The sequence below is a fragment of the Sphingobium sp. FG11 genome, assembly GCF_057809915.1.
The window spans coordinates 23472-40423 of sequence record NZ_JBMDKW010000020.1 but is presented as its reverse complement, the minus strand read 5'-3'; the positions used below and the strand labels follow the sequence as shown (position 1 = coordinate 40423).

Annotated in this window: 15 protein-coding genes, 1 tRNA gene and 1 other RNA gene; 4 read left to right on the top strand and 13 right to left on the bottom strand. The window is 65.2% G+C overall.

Annotation, left to right across the window (positions count from 1 at the left end; genetic code table 11):
* Positions 1 to 19 precede the first annotated feature (19 nt).
* Positions 20 to 2104: a malate synthase G gene (locus tag ACODSN_RS14725; RefSeq protein WP_489056239.1), complete on the bottom strand. Its 2085-nt coding sequence runs from the start codon at positions 2102 to 2104 to the stop codon at positions 20 to 22.
* Positions 2105 to 2193: 89 nt separating this feature from the next.
* Here ACODSN_RS14725 and ACODSN_RS14720 point away from each other — a divergent pair, with 89 nt between their 5' ends.
* From ACODSN_RS14720 to ACODSN_RS14710, 3 genes are all read left to right on the top strand, one after another.
* Complete coding sequence (locus tag ACODSN_RS14720; protein WP_489056238.1) at positions 2194 to 3117, top strand: LysR family transcriptional regulator; 924 nt, start codon at positions 2194 to 2196, stop codon at positions 3115 to 3117.
* A 10-nt stretch (positions 3118 to 3127) separates the two neighbouring features.
* Positions 3128 to 5395: an NADP-dependent malic enzyme gene (locus tag ACODSN_RS14715; RefSeq protein ID WP_489056237.1), complete on the top strand. Its 2268-nt coding sequence runs from the start codon at positions 3128 to 3130 to the stop codon at positions 5393 to 5395.
* Between the two features lie 76 nt (positions 5396 to 5471).
* Positions 5472 to 6137, top strand: a complete 666-nt coding sequence (locus tag ACODSN_RS14710; protein ID WP_489056249.1) for a L,D-transpeptidase family protein — start codon at positions 5472 to 5474, stop codon at positions 6135 to 6137.
* Between the two features lie 24 nt (positions 6138 to 6161).
* On the opposite strand, the gene ACODSN_RS14705 is transcribed toward ACODSN_RS14710, so the two are convergent.
* From ACODSN_RS14705 to ACODSN_RS14650, 12 genes are all read right to left on the bottom strand, one after another.
* On the bottom strand, positions 6162 to 6695 hold the full coding sequence (locus tag ACODSN_RS14705) for a hypothetical protein (protein ID WP_489056248.1): 534 nt from the start codon (positions 6693 to 6695) through the stop codon (positions 6162 to 6164).
* Positions 6682 to 7053 carry a phosphoribosyl-AMP cyclohydrolase gene (hisI, locus tag ACODSN_RS14700; RefSeq protein ID WP_489056236.1) on the bottom strand — a complete coding sequence of 124 codons (372 nt, stop codon included), beginning with the start codon at positions 7051 to 7053 and terminating at the stop codon, positions 6682 to 6684. Before hisI ends, ACODSN_RS14705 begins: the two co-directional genes overlap by 14 nt.
* A 94-nt stretch (positions 7054 to 7147) precedes the next feature.
* Positions 7148 to 7224: transfer RNA gene (locus ACODSN_RS14695), tRNA-His, on the bottom strand.
* A gap of 255 nt (positions 7225 to 7479) precedes the next feature.
* Positions 7480 to 7752, bottom strand: coding sequence for an HU family DNA-binding protein (locus ACODSN_RS14690; RefSeq protein ID WP_489056235.1), 273 nt, complete (start codon positions 7750 to 7752; stop codon positions 7480 to 7482).
* A 159-nt stretch (positions 7753 to 7911) separates the two neighbouring features.
* Positions 7912 to 10308, bottom strand: a complete 2397-nt coding sequence (gene lon / locus ACODSN_RS14685) for an endopeptidase La (RefSeq protein ID WP_489056234.1) — start codon at positions 10306 to 10308, stop codon at positions 7912 to 7914.
* A 187-nt stretch (positions 10309 to 10495) separates the two neighbouring features.
* Positions 10496 to 10819, bottom strand: coding sequence for a YbaB/EbfC family nucleoid-associated protein (locus ACODSN_RS14680; RefSeq protein WP_489056233.1), 324 nt, complete (start codon positions 10817 to 10819; stop codon positions 10496 to 10498).
* Positions 10816 to 12411, bottom strand: coding sequence for a DNA polymerase III subunit gamma/tau (locus ACODSN_RS14675; RefSeq protein ID WP_489056232.1), 1596 nt, complete (start codon positions 12409 to 12411; stop codon positions 10816 to 10818). Before ACODSN_RS14675 ends, ACODSN_RS14680 begins: the two co-directional genes overlap by 4 nt.
* 70 nt (positions 12412 to 12481) lie before the next feature.
* An RNA gene (ffs, locus tag ACODSN_RS14670) (signal recognition particle sRNA small type) lies at positions 12482 to 12579 on the bottom strand.
* Between the two features lie 56 nt (positions 12580 to 12635).
* On the bottom strand, positions 12636 to 13604 hold the full coding sequence (gene blaSGM, locus ACODSN_RS14665; RefSeq protein ID WP_489056247.1) for an SGM family class A beta-lactamase: 969 nt from the start codon (positions 13602 to 13604) through the stop codon (positions 12636 to 12638).
* 11 nt (positions 13605 to 13615) lie between these two features.
* The gene (locus ACODSN_RS14660; RefSeq protein ID WP_489056231.1) at positions 13616 to 13951 is read right to left on the bottom strand and encodes a 2Fe-2S iron-sulfur cluster-binding protein; all 336 of its coding nucleotides are present in this window, start codon (positions 13949 to 13951) and stop codon (positions 13616 to 13618) included.
* Complete coding sequence (locus ACODSN_RS14655) at positions 13948 to 15069, bottom strand: cysteine desulfurase family protein (protein WP_489056230.1); 1122 nt, start codon at positions 15067 to 15069, stop codon at positions 13948 to 13950. Before ACODSN_RS14655 ends, ACODSN_RS14660 begins: the two co-directional genes overlap by 4 nt.
* Entirely contained in the window at positions 15066 to 16115 is a 1050-nt protein-coding gene (locus ACODSN_RS14650) for a cysteine desulfurase family protein (RefSeq protein WP_489056229.1), read from the bottom strand. The genes ACODSN_RS14655 and ACODSN_RS14650 overlap by 4 nt, the downstream gene beginning before the upstream one ends.
* A gap of 152 nt (positions 16116 to 16267) precedes the next feature.
* On the opposite strand from ACODSN_RS14650, the gene ACODSN_RS14645 reads away from it, so the two are divergent.
* Complete coding sequence (locus ACODSN_RS14645) at positions 16268 to 16924, top strand: alpha/beta hydrolase (protein WP_340233281.1); 657 nt, start codon at positions 16268 to 16270, stop codon at positions 16922 to 16924.
* The last annotated feature ends 28 nt before the right edge of the window (positions 16925 to 16952 follow it).

Sequence of the window (16952 nt, the reverse complement as noted above, 5' to 3'; positions counted from 1 at the left end):
CCGCCCGCCCCGATGCGAATCAGCCCGCTGCCTTGGCCAGCGCACGGTAACGATGCAGCAGCGGTTCGGTATAGCCATTGGGCTGAGCGCAGCCTTCGAACACCAGCGCGCGCGCGGCCTGATAGGCGAGGCCATCCTCCCGTCCGCTCAACGGCCGGTAGAGCGGATCGCCTGCATTTTGCGCATCGACCTTGGCCGCCATCCGCCGTAGCGCCGCATCCGCCTGCTCGGGCGTGCAGACGCCGTGCAGCAACCAGTTGGCCATATGCTGCGACGAGATACGCAGAGTCGCGCGATCTTCCATCAGGCCGACGTCATGGATATCTGGCACCTTGGAACAGCCAATCCCCTGATCGATCCAGCGCACGACATAGCCCAATATGCCTTGCGCATTATTGTCCAGTTCCTGCGCGATTTCCTCGGGCGACCAGTTGCGGCCGGTAGCGACCGGGATGGTCAACAGCGCCTCCAGGGGCGCGACCGGCTCGGCCTTGCGCTCCGCCTGCCGCGCGAACACGTCGAGCCGGTGGTAATGCGTGGCGTGCAAAGTCGCGGCGGTCGGCGACGGCACCCAGGCAGTGTTCGCGCCGCTTTTGGGATGGCCGATTTTCTGGTCGAGCATGTCGGCCATGCGATCGGGCGCGGCCCACATGCCCTTGCCGATCTGCGCCCGGCCCGAAAAGCCGCAGGTAAGCCCGATCTGGACATTGCGATCCTCATAGGCGGTGATCCACGCGCTCGATTTCATCTCGCCCTTGCGGATCATCGCGCCTGCGCGCATCGATGTGTGCATCTCGTCGCCCGTACGGTCGAGGAAGCCGGTGTTGATGAAAACGATCCGGTCGCGCACCGCGTGGATGCAGGCGGCGAGGTTGGCCGAAGTCCGCCGTTCCTCATCCATGACGCCGATCTTGATCGTGTGACGGGCAAGGCCCAGCAAATCTTCGACCGCATCGAACAGCCGGTTGGAAAAAGCCGCTTCTTCCGGCCCGTGCATCTTGGGCTTGACGATATAGATGCTGCCCGCGCGGCTATTGCCGCCTTCGCGCTTGAGGTCATGCATCGCGATCAGGCTGGTGATGATGGCGTCGAGGATGCCTTCGGGCGCGTCGCCGCCCCCCGCGAGTTGGATTGCGGGGGTCGTCATCAGATGGCCGACATTGCGGACGAACAAAAGGCTGCGGCCCGGCAGCGTGAGGATGCTGCCGTCCGTCGCGGTGTAAGCCCGGTCGGGGTTGAGCGCGCGGGTCATCATCGCCCCGCCCTTTTCGAACGTGTCGGTCAGGTCGCCCTTCATCAGCCCCAGCCAGTTGGCATAGGCCGCGACCTTATCCTGCGCGTCAACAGCGGCGATCGAATCCTCCAGATCGCAGATCGCGGTCAGCGCGGATTCAAGGATGACGTCGGCGATGCCGGCCGGATCGGTTACGCCGATGGGATGCGCCGGATCGAACACCACCTCGATATGCAGGCCGTTATGGCGGAACAGCCAGCCCTTCTCGCTGCGTCCGCGATATTGGGCGGGATCGCGCAATATAATGTCATCGCTCGCCAGATCGGCCCAGTTTCCGGAAGCAAGCGGCACCGCCTCATCCAGAAACGCTTTCGCCCAGGCGATGACCTGTGCGCCGCGCTGCGGGTCATAGCCCTTGCCCGCAGCCGCGCCGGGCAGCGCATCGGTTCCATAGAGCGCGTCGTACAGGCTGCCCCAGCGCGCATTGGCGGCGTTGAGCAGGAAGCGGGCATTGAGGATCGGCACGACAAGCTGCGGCCCGGCGAGGCGCGCGACTTCATCATCGACATTCTCGCTGCCGATCGCGAAGGGCGCGGGTTCGGGGACCAGATAGCCGATCTCGCGCAGAAACGCCTGATAGGCGTCCATGTCCAGCGGCTGCCCGGCGCGCTCGTCATGCCAGGCATCGATCTTTGCCTGAAGCGCGTCGCGCTGTGCCAGCAGCGCGGCGTTCTCGGGCGCAAAGCGGGCGAAGATATCGGCGACACCGGCCCAGAACGCTTCGGGCGTAATGCCGGTGCCGGGCAGCGCCCGTGCCTCGATAAATTCCGCCAGCGCTTCGGCGACGTTCAGCCCTGCCTTGTCGATCATGATGGTCTCCTTTGCAGGCGGTCATAGACGCCGCGCATTCCATTCGATAGAGACCATTATGGCAATATAGTCTTTCCTGTGGTGCAATAATGATGGACCCCGATTATGCGCTGTTCGCGACAATCGTCGAGGAAGGCGGGCTGGCGAGCGCGGGACGGCGGCTGAATATTTCGCCCGCCATGGTCTCCAAGCGGCTGATGCGACTGGAGACGCGGCTGGGCGCGCGGCTGATTCATCGGACGACGCGCCGGATTTCGCTCTCCCCTGTGGGCGAGCGGCTGCATGCCGATCTGCGGCAGATATTGGCGGCGCTGGACGAGGCCGAACGGCGCGTGTCCGGTACGTCGCCCGACATAAGCGAGCCGTTGCGCCTCACCGCGCCCACCTCGTTCGGGCGCATGCACATCGTCCCCTATCTCGCGGGTTTTCTCGATCGCCACCCCGGCATCGCCCTGCATATCGACCTGTCGGACGACTTCACCGATCTGTTTGCCGCACGTATCGACCTCGCCATCCGCATCGCCGCCGAACCCGGCCCCGGCCTCGCCGCGCGCCGCATCGCCACCAACCGTCGCATCCTGTGCGCCGCGCCGTCCTATCTCGATCGTTTCGGCACGCCCGACAGCATCGCCGATCTTGCCGGTCATCGCCTGCTGGCTGCTGACGGGCAATTCCCCTGGCGGCTGAGCGGCCCGGACGGGCAGCAGGTCATCGACGGCCAGAGCCATGTCCGTACCAACAGCAGCGAAGTCGTCCGTGAGCTGGCGCGCAGCGGCGCCGGTATCGCCCTGCGATCGCTCTGGGATGTCAGCGACGCGCTGGCGCAGGGGGCGTTGCGGCAGATTCTTCCCGCTTATGAGGGGTCACGCGATGTCGGCCTGTTCGCCGTCTATCCGCAACAGCCCCGACCCCCGCGCGCGACCATCGCTTTCATCGACTATCTGACCGAGGTGTTTACGCCACATCCCCCTTGGGAGCGCGCGGCCATTGCCCCCGGCGCGTCTGGCTTATAAGGCCGTTCCCATGGACGATAACACCCGCAGAGCCGCCCTCGACTATCACCGCCTGCCTCATCCGGGGAAACTGCGGATCGAACCGACCAAGCGCATGGTGAACCAGCGCGACCTGGCGCTCGCCTATTCGCCCGGCGTCGCCGCCCCCTGCGTCGAGATCGCCGCCGATCCGGACAAGGCGCTGGACTATACCGCGCGCGGCAATCTGGTCGCGGTTATCACGAACGGCACCGCCGTGCTGGGTTTGGGTGCGATCGGCGCGCTCGCCTCAAAGCCGGTGATGGAAGGCAAGGCTGTCCTCTTCAAGAAATTCGCCGGCATCGACGTGTTCGATATCGAGGTCGACACCACCGACCCGGAGAAGTTCGTAGACGCCGTGGCGCTGCTGGAGCCGACCTTCGGCGGCATCAATCTGGAGGATATCAAGGCCCCGGAATGTTTCGCGATCGAGGCGGAACTCAAGAAGCGGATGAACATCCCGGTTTTTCACGACGACCAGCATGGCACCGCCATCGTCGTCGCGGCGGCAGTGCGCAACGCGCTGGTATTGCAAGGCAAGACGCTGGCGGAAGCGCGGCTGGTGACGTCCGGCGCGGGCGCGGCGGCGCTGGCCTGCGTCGATCTGCTGGTGTCGATGGGCCTGCCGGTCGAGCATGTGACGATGACCGACAAGGATGGCGTCATCCATGCGGGGCGCGAGGGGATGCTGCCCAATATGGCGCGCTACGCCCGCACCACCAACGCGCGCACCCTGCCCGAAGTGCTGCCCGGCGCGAACGTGTTTCTGGGCCTGTCCGCGCCCGGCGTGCTGAAGGCGGAATGGCTGCCGCTGCTGGCGGACAAACCGCTGATTTTCGCGCTCGCCAACCCGGAACCGGAAATATTGCCGGAAGTCGCCCGCGCCGCGCGGCCCGATGCGATCGTCGCCACCGGCCGGTCGGACTTTCCCAACCAGGTCAATAATGTCCTGTGCTTCCCCTATATCTTTCGCGGCGCGCTCGATGTCGGCGCGACCGGGATCAACGAGGCAATGAAGGTCGCCGCCGCCGAGGCGATCGCCGCGCTCGCCCGCCTGCCCGCGCACAGCAGCGTGGCGCAGGCCTATGGTGGCCGCAAACTCAGCTTCGGGCCGGAATACATCATCCCCACCCCCTTCGACCCCCGCCTGATCGTGGAAATCGCGCCAGCGGTGGCGAAGGCGGCGATGGACAGCGGCATCGCCCGGCGGCCCATCGACCTGGAAGCCTATGCCCGCACGCTGGCGCAGCAGAACAGCCGTTCGGGCCAGCTCATGCTGCCGGTGTTCGAGGCCGCGCGCGGTAGCGGCCAGCGCATCGCCTATGCGGAGGGGGAGGATGAGCGCGTGCTGCGCGCCATTCAGGACGCGCTGGACGAAGGGATCGTGCGGCCCACCATCGTCGCGCGGCGGCGCATTCTCGAAGAGCGGCTGCCGGGCCTTGGCCTTGGTTTTGAACTCGACCGCGACGTCATCGTGGTCGATCCCGAAACCGACCATGCGCTGATGGAATCGCTGGTGCAGGACTATCGCGCCGTCGCCGCGCGCAAGGGCGTGCCCGCCGCCGAGGTGATCCGCCATGTCTATCGCCGCCCGACCGTCACCGCCGCGATGCTGCTGCGTACCGGCCGGGTCGATGCGGCGATTGTGGGCGGTAATTCGGAATATTGGGGACAGGTCGAACATGTGCTGCGTATCATCGACCGCGCGCCGGGCGCGAGCCGGGTCTATGCGCTCGCCGGGCTGATCCTCGATGCGGGCGCGCTGTTCATCACCGACACGCATATGGTGCCCGACCCGACGCCCGAGCAGGTGGCGGAAATGACCGTGCTGGCGGCGGCGGAAATACGGCGCTTCGGCTTGCAGCCGCGCGCGGCGCTGCTCTCTCACTCCAATTTCGGCGCATCGCATTCGCCGAGCGCGCGCAAGATGCGCACCGCGCTCGCGCTTGTACGCAAAGCCGCGCCGGATTTGCTGGTCGATGGTGAAATGCACGCCGATGCCGCGCTCAGCCAGGCGTTGCGCGAACGGCTGGTGCCCGACGCGCGCTTCGAGGGACCGGCCAACCTGCTTGTCATGCCCAATCTGGACGCCGCCAATATCTCACTGACGGCGCTGGCCGCGTCGTCCAGTTCGCCCACGGTCGGACCGATGCTGATGGGGCTGGCCCAGCCGATCCATGTGCTGACGCCCGGCGTCACGTCGCGCGGCATTCTCAACCTTACCGCGATCGCCGCCGCCGAAGTCGTGCGCGAAGGCTGACCTTAACCTTTTTCCGCCATGATCGCGGCTTTCCTGTCGAAGCGAGGATGACGTGCCGCGATTCTTTGCCGCTCTGATGAAGGCCGCCGGTCCCAAGCTGATCGTCGCAGGCGGTCTGGCTGCGGTCGCTTTGCTGGTGACGGCCAATCTGGAACGGGGACGCAGCCTCGCCCCCGCCTCCGCGCCGCCGCCAGCCGACCCCGCACCGCCGCGCGCCGCACCAACCCCCGCCAAGCCCGTCGAGCGCACCAGCGCGCAGGGGATGGCGGTCGATCCCAACACGCTGGTCGTCCGGCGCGTGCTCAAGATTGACGGACCGTTCCGCCATGGCGACTATAAGTGGGACGATGCCGGGGTCCCGGCGGGGCCAGTGGTCATCACCGTGGACTTGAGAGCGCAGACCCTGTCGATCTTCCGCGCGGGGTATGAGATCGGCGCGGCCGTCATCATCTATGGCGCGACCGACAAGCCCAGCCCGCTCGGCGCCTTCCCCATCACGGAGAAGGACGAGCATCATTTCTCGCGCACCTATAATAATGCGCCCATGCCCTTCGCCCAGCGGCTGACCAGCGACGGCGTCTATATTCACGGCAGCGACGTCAAATGGGGCAACGCCACCCATGGCTGCATCGGCGTGCCGACGGCGTTCGCGAAGAAACTGTTCGGCGCAACCAAGGTGGGCGACATCGTCGTCATCACCGATGGCAAGATGCTCGACACCAGCCACGCCAAGACGCTCTGACCGTCGCTGAGGCCTAACCGGCGCTCACTGCGCGTCGCAAAGCGCCTCGCCCTTGCCGTCGCGCGCCTTGAGCGCCGCCCCCGCATCGTTCGCGATCCGGGGGAAGGTTACGCCCTCCAGTGACCCGCGCCCGTCGCACAGATCGTCGCATTTCATGTCGACCACGCCCGGCAGCGCAATCTGGTCGCCATCATATTGGGCGACGACGATGCATTTGTCGCTGCGGGCGAAACTCAGGATCAGCTTGTCGCCCGCACGCCGGGCGGTGCCATGGCCCCGGCATCGTTCCTGGGCGCCGAATATCGCCTCTGCCCCGAAGCGAAATTCGCCATTCTTCGCGGGAACGATGCAGAGCAGATCGCGCCCGGCCTCATGCCGTTGCTGATATAGCCCCACAGGCGACATGCGCGACACATCGGCGACCACGCCCGCCGCGATCGCGGCCCGCTCCAGTCCCGATCCCGAAGGCGCAGCCGCATCCGCCGCGCCAGTGGCGGGCGCGGCGCTCCGCTGGCATCCCGCCAGCAGCAGCAATGCGACAAGGCTAGTCCGCCGGATCAACCCTGCTCAGCCCCTCCGGCCCGACCCGGCGATAGAAGCAGGATCGCGCGCCCGTATGGCAAGTCGGGCCAGCCGGCACCGCCTGCACCCACACCGCGTCCTGATCGCAATCGATGCGCAGATCGTGCACCGCCAGCATATGGCCCGACGATTCGCCCTTTTTCCACAGCGCCCGCCGGCTGCGCGACCAGAAATGGGCAAAGCCGGTCTCCACCGTCAGGGCCAGCGCCTGCGCATTCATATGCGCGACCATCAGCACCTCGCCCGACGTCACATTCGTGACAACTGCGGTAATCAGCCCATTGGCGTCATATTTCGGGTCGAGGGCCAGCCCCGTTTCGCGCGCATCGTGCATGACAGCGCCTATAAATGGCAATGGCCACGCTGCGAAGCCCCAATCGCGATAACGCCTGACATTACAGACGGCTATCGGAGCATCTCTTCAAAAATGGGGCGATCGAGGGGTCTTGAACCCCCGACCTCCGGTACCACAAACCGGCGCTCTAACCAACTGAGCTACGATCGCCACAGGGCCGTACGGCCCAGAAGAGAAGCGGCACATATGCGCCGCGCCCCTGCCCGTCAAGCGGCCAAATGCCCGTCGGACGACGCTTGAAACGGAAAAGGGGCAGGACCTCATGATCCCGCCCCCTTCTCTTTTCGGCATATGGCGCGATGGGGTGATCCCTCTTTCGCGCCCCTCTCCTAAAACGCTTTTCCAGTCCGTCTTGCCGGCCGCCTCAACGGCCGTAAGCGCGCCTCAGGGAGACGCGCCCCTGCTTTAATTGACCGAATCCTTCAGGCCCTTGCCCGCTTTGAACTTGGGCTGCGAGGACGCCTTGATGGTCATCGTCTCGCCGGTGCGGGGATTGCGGCCCGTCGACGCCTTCCGCTGCGACACGGAGAAAGTGCCAAAGCCGACCAGCCGCACTTCGTCGCCCTTCTTCAGTGCACCGCTAATCGCGTCGAACACACCCTCGACGGCCTTGCTGGCGTCGCTTTTGCTCAGCCCGCTGGTTTCAGCGACAGCACCGATCAGATCTTGTTTGTTCATGCCTAAAGAACCCCCTTTATTGCTGTTTGATGATTAGGAATCATGGCGTAGGCGCCGCAATAAGGCCCAGCTTTCATTCGCTGTCAAAGGGAAAGCGATGAACTTACGTCGGTAACGGAGATTTCAATACACCTCCGTTACCCGCTGAAAAGGCGCAATTTAATGCCGCAGTGCAGCATCACCGTCGCGTCCCGGCGCGGGGTTGGGCTGGGCGGCAAGATCATCCTCCTCGGTCCACGCGATCGCTTCGGGTGCTGACACCAATGCACGGGCCAGCACTTCATCGACATGGGCGACCGGAATGATCTCAAGGCCTTCGCGGATATTCGCGGGAATTTCCGCCAGGTCCTTCTCATTCTCCGCCGGGATCAGCACCGTCTTGATGCCACCGCGCAGCGCCGCCAGCAGCTTCTCCTTGAGACCGCCGATCGGCAGGACGCGACCGCGAAGAGTGACCTCCCCGGTCATCGCCACATCCTTGTGCACGGGGATGCCCGTCAGGGTCGAAACGATCGACGTCACCATGCCGATGCCCGCCGACGGACCATCCTTGGGCACCGCACCTTCCGGCAGATGGATGTGGATATCCTTGCGATTGAAGATGCTCGGTTTGATGCCATAGCCCGGCGAGCGCGCCTTGACGTAGGAAAAGGCCGCCTGGATCGATTCGGTCATGACATCGCCCAGCTTGCCGGTCGTGCGGATGGCGCCCTTGCCGGGCACCGTCACCGCCTCGATCGTCAGCAATTCGCCACCGACCTCGGTCCAGGCGAGGCCAGTGACCGCGCCGATCTGATGCTCTTCCTCGCCCACGCCATGGCGGAATTTACGTACACCGGCATAGTCGGCGAGATTGTCGGGCGTGATGACGACCTTGGCATAGACGCCTTCGAGGATCTTGCGCAGCGCCTTGCGAGCGAGACGCGCAATCTCGCGCTCCAGCGTGCGGACGCCAGCCTCGCGGGTATAATAGCGGATAAGGTCGCGCACGGCCTCTTCGGTAACTTCGAACTCACCGTCCTTCAGGCCATGGGCGTCGACCTGCTTGGCGAGCAGATGGCGCTGCGCGATCTCGACCTTCTCATCCTCGGTATAGCCCTCAAGCCGGATGATCTCCATGCGGTCGAGCAAAGGCTGGGGCAGGTTCAGCGAGTTGGCGGTCGTCACGAACATGATGTCGGACAGGTCGACATCGATCTCAAGATAATGATCCTGGAACTTGCTGTTCTGTTCCGGATCGAGCACTTCGAGCAGCGCCGACGCCGGATCGCCCCGGAAATCCTGACCCAGCTTGTCGATCTCGTCGAGCAGGAACAGCGGGTTCATCGTCCCGGCTTTTTTAAGGTTCGTCACGATCTTACCCGGCAGCGAACCGATATAGGTACGCCTGTGGCCGCGGATTTCCGCTTCGTCACGCACGCCGCCCAGCGACTGGCGCACGAATTCGCGGCCCGTCGCCTTCGCGATCGAACGGCCAAGCGACGTCTTGCCAACGCCCGGCGGGCCGACGAGGCACAAGATCGGCCCCTTCAGCTTGTTGGTGCGCGCCTGTACGGCGAGATATTCGAGGATGCGGTCCTTGACCTTTTCCAGCGCGAAATGATCCTCATCGAGAATATCCTGCGCTTTTTTGAGGTCATTCTTGACCTTCCCCTTCTTGCCCCAAGGCAGACCCAGCAGCACGTCGAGATAGTTGCGTACGACGGTGGCTTCGGCCGACATCGGCTGCATGCCCTTGAGCTTCTTAAGCTCGCCGGTGGCCTTGGCGCGCGCTTCCTTGCTGAGCTTTGTCTTGGCGATCTTTTCGGCGAGTTCGGCAAGCTCGTCGCCCTCTTCGCCTTCGCCATTGCCCAGCTCGCGCTGGATCGCCTTCAACTGCTCGTTCAGATAATATTCGCGCTGGGTCTTTTCCATCTGGCGCTTCACGCGGCCACGGATTTTCTTTTCGACCTGCAACACGCCAAGCTCGCCCTCCATGAAGGCGAAAACCATCTCCAGCCGCTTGACCGGATCGGCCTCGACCAGCAGCGATTGCTTGTCGGAAACCTTGACGTTGACGTTCGCGGCGACCGCATCCGCCAGTCGTCCGGCATCATCGATCTCGCGCAACTGCACCGGCGTTTCCGCGGGCAGTTTCTTGTTGAGCTTGGCGTAATTTTCGAACTGCTCGGCCACGGACCGCATCAGCGCCGCTGCTTCGGGTCCTTCCGCCGCGATATCCTCAACATCGCTGACCTCCGCGACGAGGTGAGCGCCGCTGGCGTCTAGCGACTGGAGCTGCGCCCGGTGTTTGCCCTCCACCAGCACGCGCACTGTCCCATCTGGCAGTTTGAGCAACTGTAGCACGACCGCCACGACGCCCGTTTCGTACAGCGCGTCCCGGCCCGGATCATCCTCGGCCGGATCGAGCTGGGAAACGAGGAAGATTTCCTTGTTACCCTCCATCGCGGATTCGAGCGCTGCGACGCTTTTGTCGCGACCGACGAACAAGGGAACGATCATCTGCGGAAAGACGACGATGTCGCGCAGGGGCAGAAGCGGGTATTGCGTAGTCATTCACTCTCCGGGGCCAGATGCGGCCCTGCATGCGGTTCACCGCCATTATGGGGATGACCGTCGCGTCAATCAATCGCTCACCTGCATAGGCGCAGAAGGATGAACGGCCGATTATCCGTTCAGGGTCGGTTTGGAAATGCGCGCAAGAGCGCATTTCGGGAGGCCGCACCGGCCCTCAAACGATCTCTCAGAACGGCAGTTTGAAACCGGGGGGAAGCGGGAGTCCGGCGGTCATCTTGCCCATCTCCGCGTTGCTGACTTCATCGGCCTTCTTGCGCGCGTCGTTGAAGGCGGCTGTCACCAGATCCTCCAATATCTGCTTTTCCGACGGCGCGAGCAGCGTTTCGTCGATTGAAACACCGAGGATCCGCCCCTTGGCCGATGCGCGGACCTTGACCAGACCGCCGCCCGCCGCGCCTTCGACCTCGATCTTGTCGAGACTTTCCTGCGCGCGCGTCAGTTCCTCCTGAACACGGCTGGCCATGCCCAATATCTCGTCCAGATTCTTCATTGCACTGCGCTCCATTGTTCGAGTTGGTCGTCGAGCATCGCGCCGGGAAACGCATTGAGCGCCGCCTTCACGACGGGCAAATCCTCGATCGCCGCCCGCCGGTCCGCCAGTCCCTGCTGCTCTAGATGGCGCATCGACGGCGCCCATGTTTCGTTCGACCGGATATCCCAAGTCGTTTCCGTCTCCTTGCGCAGCGTTTCGGCCAGCGCGCGGCAGAAATCGCCTTCGGGCCATGCGCCTTGCAGGTTCAGTTCGATCGAGGTGGGCGCGAAGCGGACGATGCCGACGCAATCATGCAGGAAGTCCGCCATCCGCCCTTTGCTGCGATCCCATAGCAGATCGATCACGGCCTGCGGGCTGTCCGGCAGCGCCGCAGCCCCATCCTTGTCGGCAGGCTGGGCGGAGGAGGAAATCGGTGCACCTTCGCGCAACAACCGCGCAAGTTCGCCCGGATCGGGCATGGTGGCGGCATGGATCACGCGCAGCAGCGCCATTTCGCATGCCTCGATCGGCAGTACCGCCCCCGCCACTTCGTCATGGCCCTTGAGCAGCAATTGCCAGAGTCGATGCAGCGGTGCGAAGCCAAGTTGCGACGCCCACTCCGCCAGCGCCTCGCGCTCTTCGGCCGACTGGCCCGGACTGGCGATGTCGCGCCCCGCCTTGACCAGCGTCACCGCATGCACCAGTTCGAGCAACCCGCGCATCAGCGCCAGCGGCTCGACGCCGAGCGCATATTGATCGCGTACCGCGCCCAGCAGCGCCCCGCTATCGCCCTCCAGCAACAGACCCAGCAATCGCCGTACCGATCCGCGATCGGACAGGCCCAGCATTTCGCGCACCTGGACAGCGGCGACGACCGGCGCCCCTTCCCCCATTTCCGCATGGGCGATCGCCTGATCGAGGATCGACAGGCCGTCGCGCGCAGATCCCTCGGCGGCCTGCGCGATCAACGCCAGCGCATCCGCCTCCGCGCCGACACCCTCCGCCTCGACGACATGGGCGAAGTGGGCGGCGAGCAGTTCCGCCGGGATGCGGCGCAGGTCGAAGCGCTGGCAGCGCGACAGCACCGTCACCGGCACCTTGTTCACTTCGGTCGTCGCGAACAGGAATTTCACATGCGCTGGCGGCTCCTCCAGCGTCTTGAGCAGCGCGTTGAACGCATTCTTCGACAGCATGTGCACTTCGTCGATAATATAGACCTTGTAGCGCGCCGAAACGGCGGCGTAGCGCACCGCCTCGATGATCTCGCGCACATCGTCCACGCCGGTATGGCTGGCGGCGTCCATTTCGATGACGTCGATGTGCCGCCCTTCGGCAATGGCCTGGCATGGCTCGCACTGGCCGCACGGATCGATCGTCGGGCCGCCCTGTCCGTCCGGCCCGATGCAATTGAGCGCCTTGGCGATCAGCCTCGCCGTCGAAGTTTTGCCGACGCCGCGCACCCCGGTCATCAGAAACGCATGCGCCAGCCGCCCACGCCGGATCGCGTTGCCCAGCGTCTGGACCATGGCGTCCTGCCCGATCAGTTCGCGGAAATTGCGCGGCCGGTATTTGCGCGCGAGCACGCGATAGGGCTGTGGGGAATCGGACATGGCGATCAGTCTAGCGGCTGTGAGCGGGGCTGTCGAAGCCTGAGCGGATGCGGCGGGTTCATGCTGCGCGGAAGGTGGGAGCCGGAACGACCCGCGGCAAAATCGTTGTGGCTGCTTCCGTCAGGACCTGACCAGGTTGGCGACGACCACGTCCGCCCGACTCCCGGCGCGGCATATGGCGAATTGGGCTTCCCATGGCAAGAGGGCGCGCGGACGCGACCTTTTCAGTTCAGCCCGCTACGCTGCGCCTTGCTGAGAAAGCCGAGCGCGGCGGCGGCGGCTTCGGCGATCGCGGCTTCGGCCTTCTTGCCGTCGACCGTCGGACGATCGAGATAGATGGCGAGCAGATATTCCTCGCCCGCCGGCGATTTGACCAGCGCCACGTCATTATAGGCGGTTCCGCATGTCCCCGTCTTGCTGCCCGAGGTCCATCCTTCGGGCAGACCCGCCCTGATCCGGTGATCGCCGGTGGTGCTTGCGTTGAGCCAGCCGCGCAGCCGGTCGGCATCGCCGCTCGCCATGTCCCGCAGCAGCAGGCGCTGCATCAGCCCCGCCATCGCCGCCGGACTGGTCGAATCGCGCGGATCGTCCGGATCATTCTCGTTGAGCTTGGGTTCGGTTCGGTCGAGCCGCGACACGGCGTCGCCATGCGCGCGGAAGAAAGCGGTCAGCCCCTCTGGACCGCCCAGCATCGGCAACAACAAATTGGCGGCGGCATTGTCGCTCACCTCCACCGCCGCCTGCGCCAGTTGCTCCATGGGCAGGCGACCGGCCTTGCGATTTTTCTTCACGACCGGCGAATTGTCGATGATATCGTCCTTGCCGAAGGGGATCTGCCCCTCCAGCCCGAACTTGCCCGCCTGCGCGCCGATCAACACGGCGGCGGCAAGCGGCGCCTTGAAGGTCGAACACATGGCAAAGCGATCGTCGCGGTTGAACCCCAGGATCAGCGCGCCCTTGTCATCGACCAGCGCGATGCCCAGCCGGCCGCCGGTTTCTTCCTCGATAGCCTTGGGATTGCGCACCGACGCCATCACCGATTGCGGGACGATGTAACGCGGCGGCGGCGGCAGGGACGACACGCGCGGCACGGCCTCTTCCGTCTTCGCTTTTCTATCCTTCTTGCCCGCGCCGATCGCCGGGCCGGCCACCACCAGCGCCATCGACACACAGGCGGCGCCGGTCCACCGCATCCAACGCCGCATCACATGCCCTGCATATTATGACATTCGCCCGGCACACGGACGGTCAGGCTGCCCACCTTGTCGTTCAGCACAATCTGGCAGGACAGGCGGCTGGTGCGCGTCGCGGCGGCGGCAAGGTCCAGCATATCCTCTTCGGCTTCGCTCGCCTGGCCCAGTTTCGGGAAATCGGCGGCATCGACGATCACATGGCAGGTTGAACAGGCCATCTGCCCCTCGCATGTCCCTTCCAGCGGCTGACCCGCGGCCTGCGCGATCTCCAGCAGGACGGCGCCGGCGGATGCCTGCACTTCCTGCCGCCGTTCGCCATCGGCACTGATGAAGGTAATACGGGTCATGGCTGCGACGCCTCCTTGCCATTGGTCCGATACGACGCCATCTGCGCGGCGGCCGCATCGTTGATAATCCCTGCTGCATCCTCCAGTTCGGCCGATGTCGTATAGCGGCCAAAGCCGATCCGCACCGATCCGCGCGCCTGCCCATCCGACAAGCCGAGCGCGCGCAACACATGGCTAGGCCTGCCGGAGCCACTCGCGCAAGCGCTACCAAGCGAAAAAGCGACATTTCGGCAATCAGACAACAGCCGCGCGCCATCGATTCCCTCGTGACGCATGTTAAGGTTGCCATGATAGCGCGAATCCGCGCTGCCGTTAAGCGTCCAGTTGGCGAAACAGCGGCGCGCCACCGCCGATAGCGACTCGACATGCGCGCGATCTGGCTCCGCCCGCTCGCGCATCAGCCGTGCCGCCATGCCGAACCCGGCGCAGAGCGCTGGCGAAAGCGTGCCGGAGCGCAAGCCGCCTTCCTGCCCGCCGCCGTGGATCAGCGGGGCGATCCCCGCCCCGTCGCGCAGCCACAGGGCACCAACGCCCTTGGGACCGTGGATCTTGTGCGCGCTGATCGCGACCATGTCGCATTGGGCGGGGATGGCCACGCGGCCATAGCCCTGGACCGCATCGCACAGAAACAATGCGCCTGCCCGATGCGCCAGATCGGCCAGCGCCGCGACCGGCTGGATCGTACCGATCTCATTATTGACCAGCATCGCCGCGACCAGAGCGACGCCGGGAACGATCGCGCGCGCGGCGGCTTCCATATCGACAAGGCCGTCGGCATCCACCGGCAGTACGATAACGGGGCGTCCCGTGCGGCCAAGCGCCTGCGCGGTGTCCAGCACGGCGGCATGTTCGGTGGCAATGGTGACGATCGGTCCCGGCGGTGCGCCCTGGATCGCGATGTTCAGCGCCTCGGTCGCGCCGGATGTGAACAATAGTCGCCCGCCTCCCGGCAGCAACCGCGCAATCTCGTCGCGGGCGACCTCGACCTGAGCGGCGACCGCGCGCCCTGCCCGATGCGCGCTGTGCGGATTGGCGAACTGGTCGCGCAGCAGCGGGACCATGATATCGAACACTTCGGGCGCAAGCGGCGTCGTCGCCTGATAGTCGAGATAGATCATCGCGCCGTTTCTTTGATCGCCGATGGCGCGGCCATGGCGGTCCAGACATGCAGGAAGCGGTCGATATCATCCTCGCTCGTTGCCCGGCCGAAGCTGACCCGGATGACTTCGCTCGCCGCCGCCTCGTCCCATCCCATCGCGCCCAGCACATGGCTGGTCCTGAGTGATCCCGATGAACAGGCGCTGCCAGCCGACACCGCGATCCCCGCCAGATCGAAGCGGATAAGCTGCGCCCGCGCCGACAGGCCCGGCATGCGATAACTGGCGATGGTCGGGATGCGCGGCGCATCGCGCGCGACGATGGCCCCGCCCGCTGCCTCGATCCCGGCGTCGAGCCGCACGCGGAGTTGCGCCGCCTTTGCCAGCCATCCATGCCCTTCATCCAGCGCCGCCGCCATCGCCATGATTGCGGGCAGATTTTCCGTCCCCGCGCGATAGCCCTGTTCCTGCCCGCCCACCGGCGTCAACGACGCGAGATCGCGCACCAGCAGCGCGCCGATCCCCGGCGGTCCGCCGAATTTATGCGCGCTGATCGCGATCAGATCCGCATCGGGCAGCGGCAGCTTGCCCGCGCTCTGGGCGCAATCGGCAAAGAGCAGCGCGTCGCCCCTATCGATCCGGTCGAGCGGCTGGATCACCCCGGTCTCGTTATTGACATGCTGGATGGCGAGGAGCGCCGCGCCTTCATCCGCCGCGATCACACAGCCATCACCGTCCACCGCCAGCTGCTCCGCACCGGAGGTCACGCGCAGAACCGCGTCATGCTCCACCGGCGATGTGACGATGCGCCCCGCCTTGCTGCGCCCCAGCGCGATCGCGATCGCCTCGCTGGCGCCCGAGGTGAAGATCACATGCCCGTCCCAGCCGAGCGCCGTGGCGATCCGCCGCCGGGCGGATTCCAGCATCGCGCGAGCGGCCCGTCCGTCGGCATGCGGGCTGGACGGATTGGCCCATATCGCCATCGCTTCCGCCATGGCGGCTTGCGCTGCCGGAAGGATCGGCGTGGTCGCGGCGTGGTCGAGATAGAGGCGGTCGGCTGCGGCCAAGGGCGGCGTCACTCATTCGTTGCGGAAACGGCGTTGCCTTCTATATAGGCGATCTGCCGCGCGGCGCCAGCTTTTGCCCTGGACCGCGCTCCCGCATTCATTCGCCGCCGGTCCGTCAATGGGCGAGCGGCCAAGAAAAGATCACAGGTGCCATGCCCGACGTCATTTTCCCCGGACCCGAAGGCCGTCTCGAAGGCCGCTTCAGCCCCCCGCCGCGCCCGCGCGCGCCGGTCGCGATGATCCTGCATCCGCATCCGCAGGGCGGCGGCACGATGAACGACCGCATCACGCAAGCGCTGTACAAGACCTTCGTCAAGCGCGGTTTTGCCGTGCTGCGGTTTAACTTCCGCGGCGTCGGCCGCAGCCAGGGCACGTTCGACAACGGCATTGGCGAACTGTCCGATGCCGCGTCCGCGCTCGATTGGGTCCAGAGCTTCCACCCCGAAGCGCAGACCACCTGGATCGCCGGTTTCTCGTTCGGCGCGTGGATCGGGATGCAGCTGTTGATGCGGCGGCCGGAAATCCGCGGCTTCATCTCGGTTGCCCCGCCCGCCAACATGTATGACTTTTCTTTCCTCGCGCCCTGCCCTTCATCGGGCATCATCGTGCAGGGGACGGGTGACGAGGTCGTCACCGCCAGCGCCGTGCAGAAACTGGTCGACAAGCTGCGCACGCAAAAGGGGATCACCATCCATCATGACGAAATCCGTGGCGCAAACCACTTTTTCGAACATGAACTGGATCAGCTGATGAAGTCGGTCGACAATTATCTCGACATGCGGCTCAGCCCGGATTCGCCGATCCGCTGAATTTCGCCGCCATCGTTAGCGAAAGGGG

What these genes read in the sequence shown, in the direction of transcription:
- ACODSN_RS14725 (WP_489056239.1), bottom strand. Translation starts at nt 2,104, where the DNA reads ATGATCGACAAGGCAGGGCTGAACGTCGCCGAAGCGCTGGCGGAATTT.
- ACODSN_RS14720 (WP_489056238.1), top strand. Translation starts at nt 2,194, where the DNA reads ATGATGGACCCCGATTATGCGCTGTTCGCGACAATCGTCGAGGAAGGC.
- ACODSN_RS14715 (WP_489056237.1), top strand. Translation starts at nt 3,128, where the DNA reads ATGGACGATAACACCCGCAGAGCCGCCCTCGACTATCACCGCCTGCCT.
- ACODSN_RS14710 (WP_489056249.1), top strand. Translation starts at nt 5,472, where the DNA reads ATGAAGGCCGCCGGTCCCAAGCTGATCGTCGCAGGCGGTCTGGCTGCG.
- hisI (WP_489056236.1), bottom strand. Translation starts at nt 7,053, where the DNA reads ATGCACGATGCGCGCGAAACGGGGCTGGCCCTCGACCCGAAATATGAC.
- ACODSN_RS14690 (WP_489056235.1), bottom strand. Translation starts at nt 7,752, where the DNA reads ATGAACAAACAAGATCTGATCGGTGCTGTCGCTGAAACCAGCGGGCTG.
- lon (WP_489056234.1), bottom strand. Translation starts at nt 10,308, where the DNA reads ATGACTACGCAATACCCGCTTCTGCCCCTGCGCGACATCGTCGTCTTT.
- ACODSN_RS14680 (WP_489056233.1), bottom strand. Translation starts at nt 10,819, where the DNA reads ATGAAGAATCTGGACGAGATATTGGGCATGGCCAGCCGTGTTCAGGAG.
- ACODSN_RS14675 (WP_489056232.1), bottom strand. Translation starts at nt 12,411, where the DNA reads ATGTCCGATTCCCCACAGCCCTATCGCGTGCTCGCGCGCAAATACCGG.
- blaSGM (WP_489056247.1), bottom strand. Translation starts at nt 13,604, where the DNA reads ATGCGGTGGACCGGCGCCGCCTGTGTGTCGATGGCGCTGGTGGTGGCC.
- ACODSN_RS14660 (WP_489056231.1), bottom strand. Translation starts at nt 13,951, where the DNA reads ATGACCCGTATTACCTTCATCAGTGCCGATGGCGAACGGCGGCAGGAA.
- ACODSN_RS14655 (WP_489056230.1), bottom strand. Translation starts at nt 15,069, where the DNA reads ATGATCTATCTCGACTATCAGGCGACGACGCCGCTTGCGCCCGAAGTG.
- ACODSN_RS14645 (WP_340233281.1), top strand. Translation starts at nt 16,268, where the DNA reads ATGCCCGACGTCATTTTCCCCGGACCCGAAGGCCGTCTCGAAGGCCGC.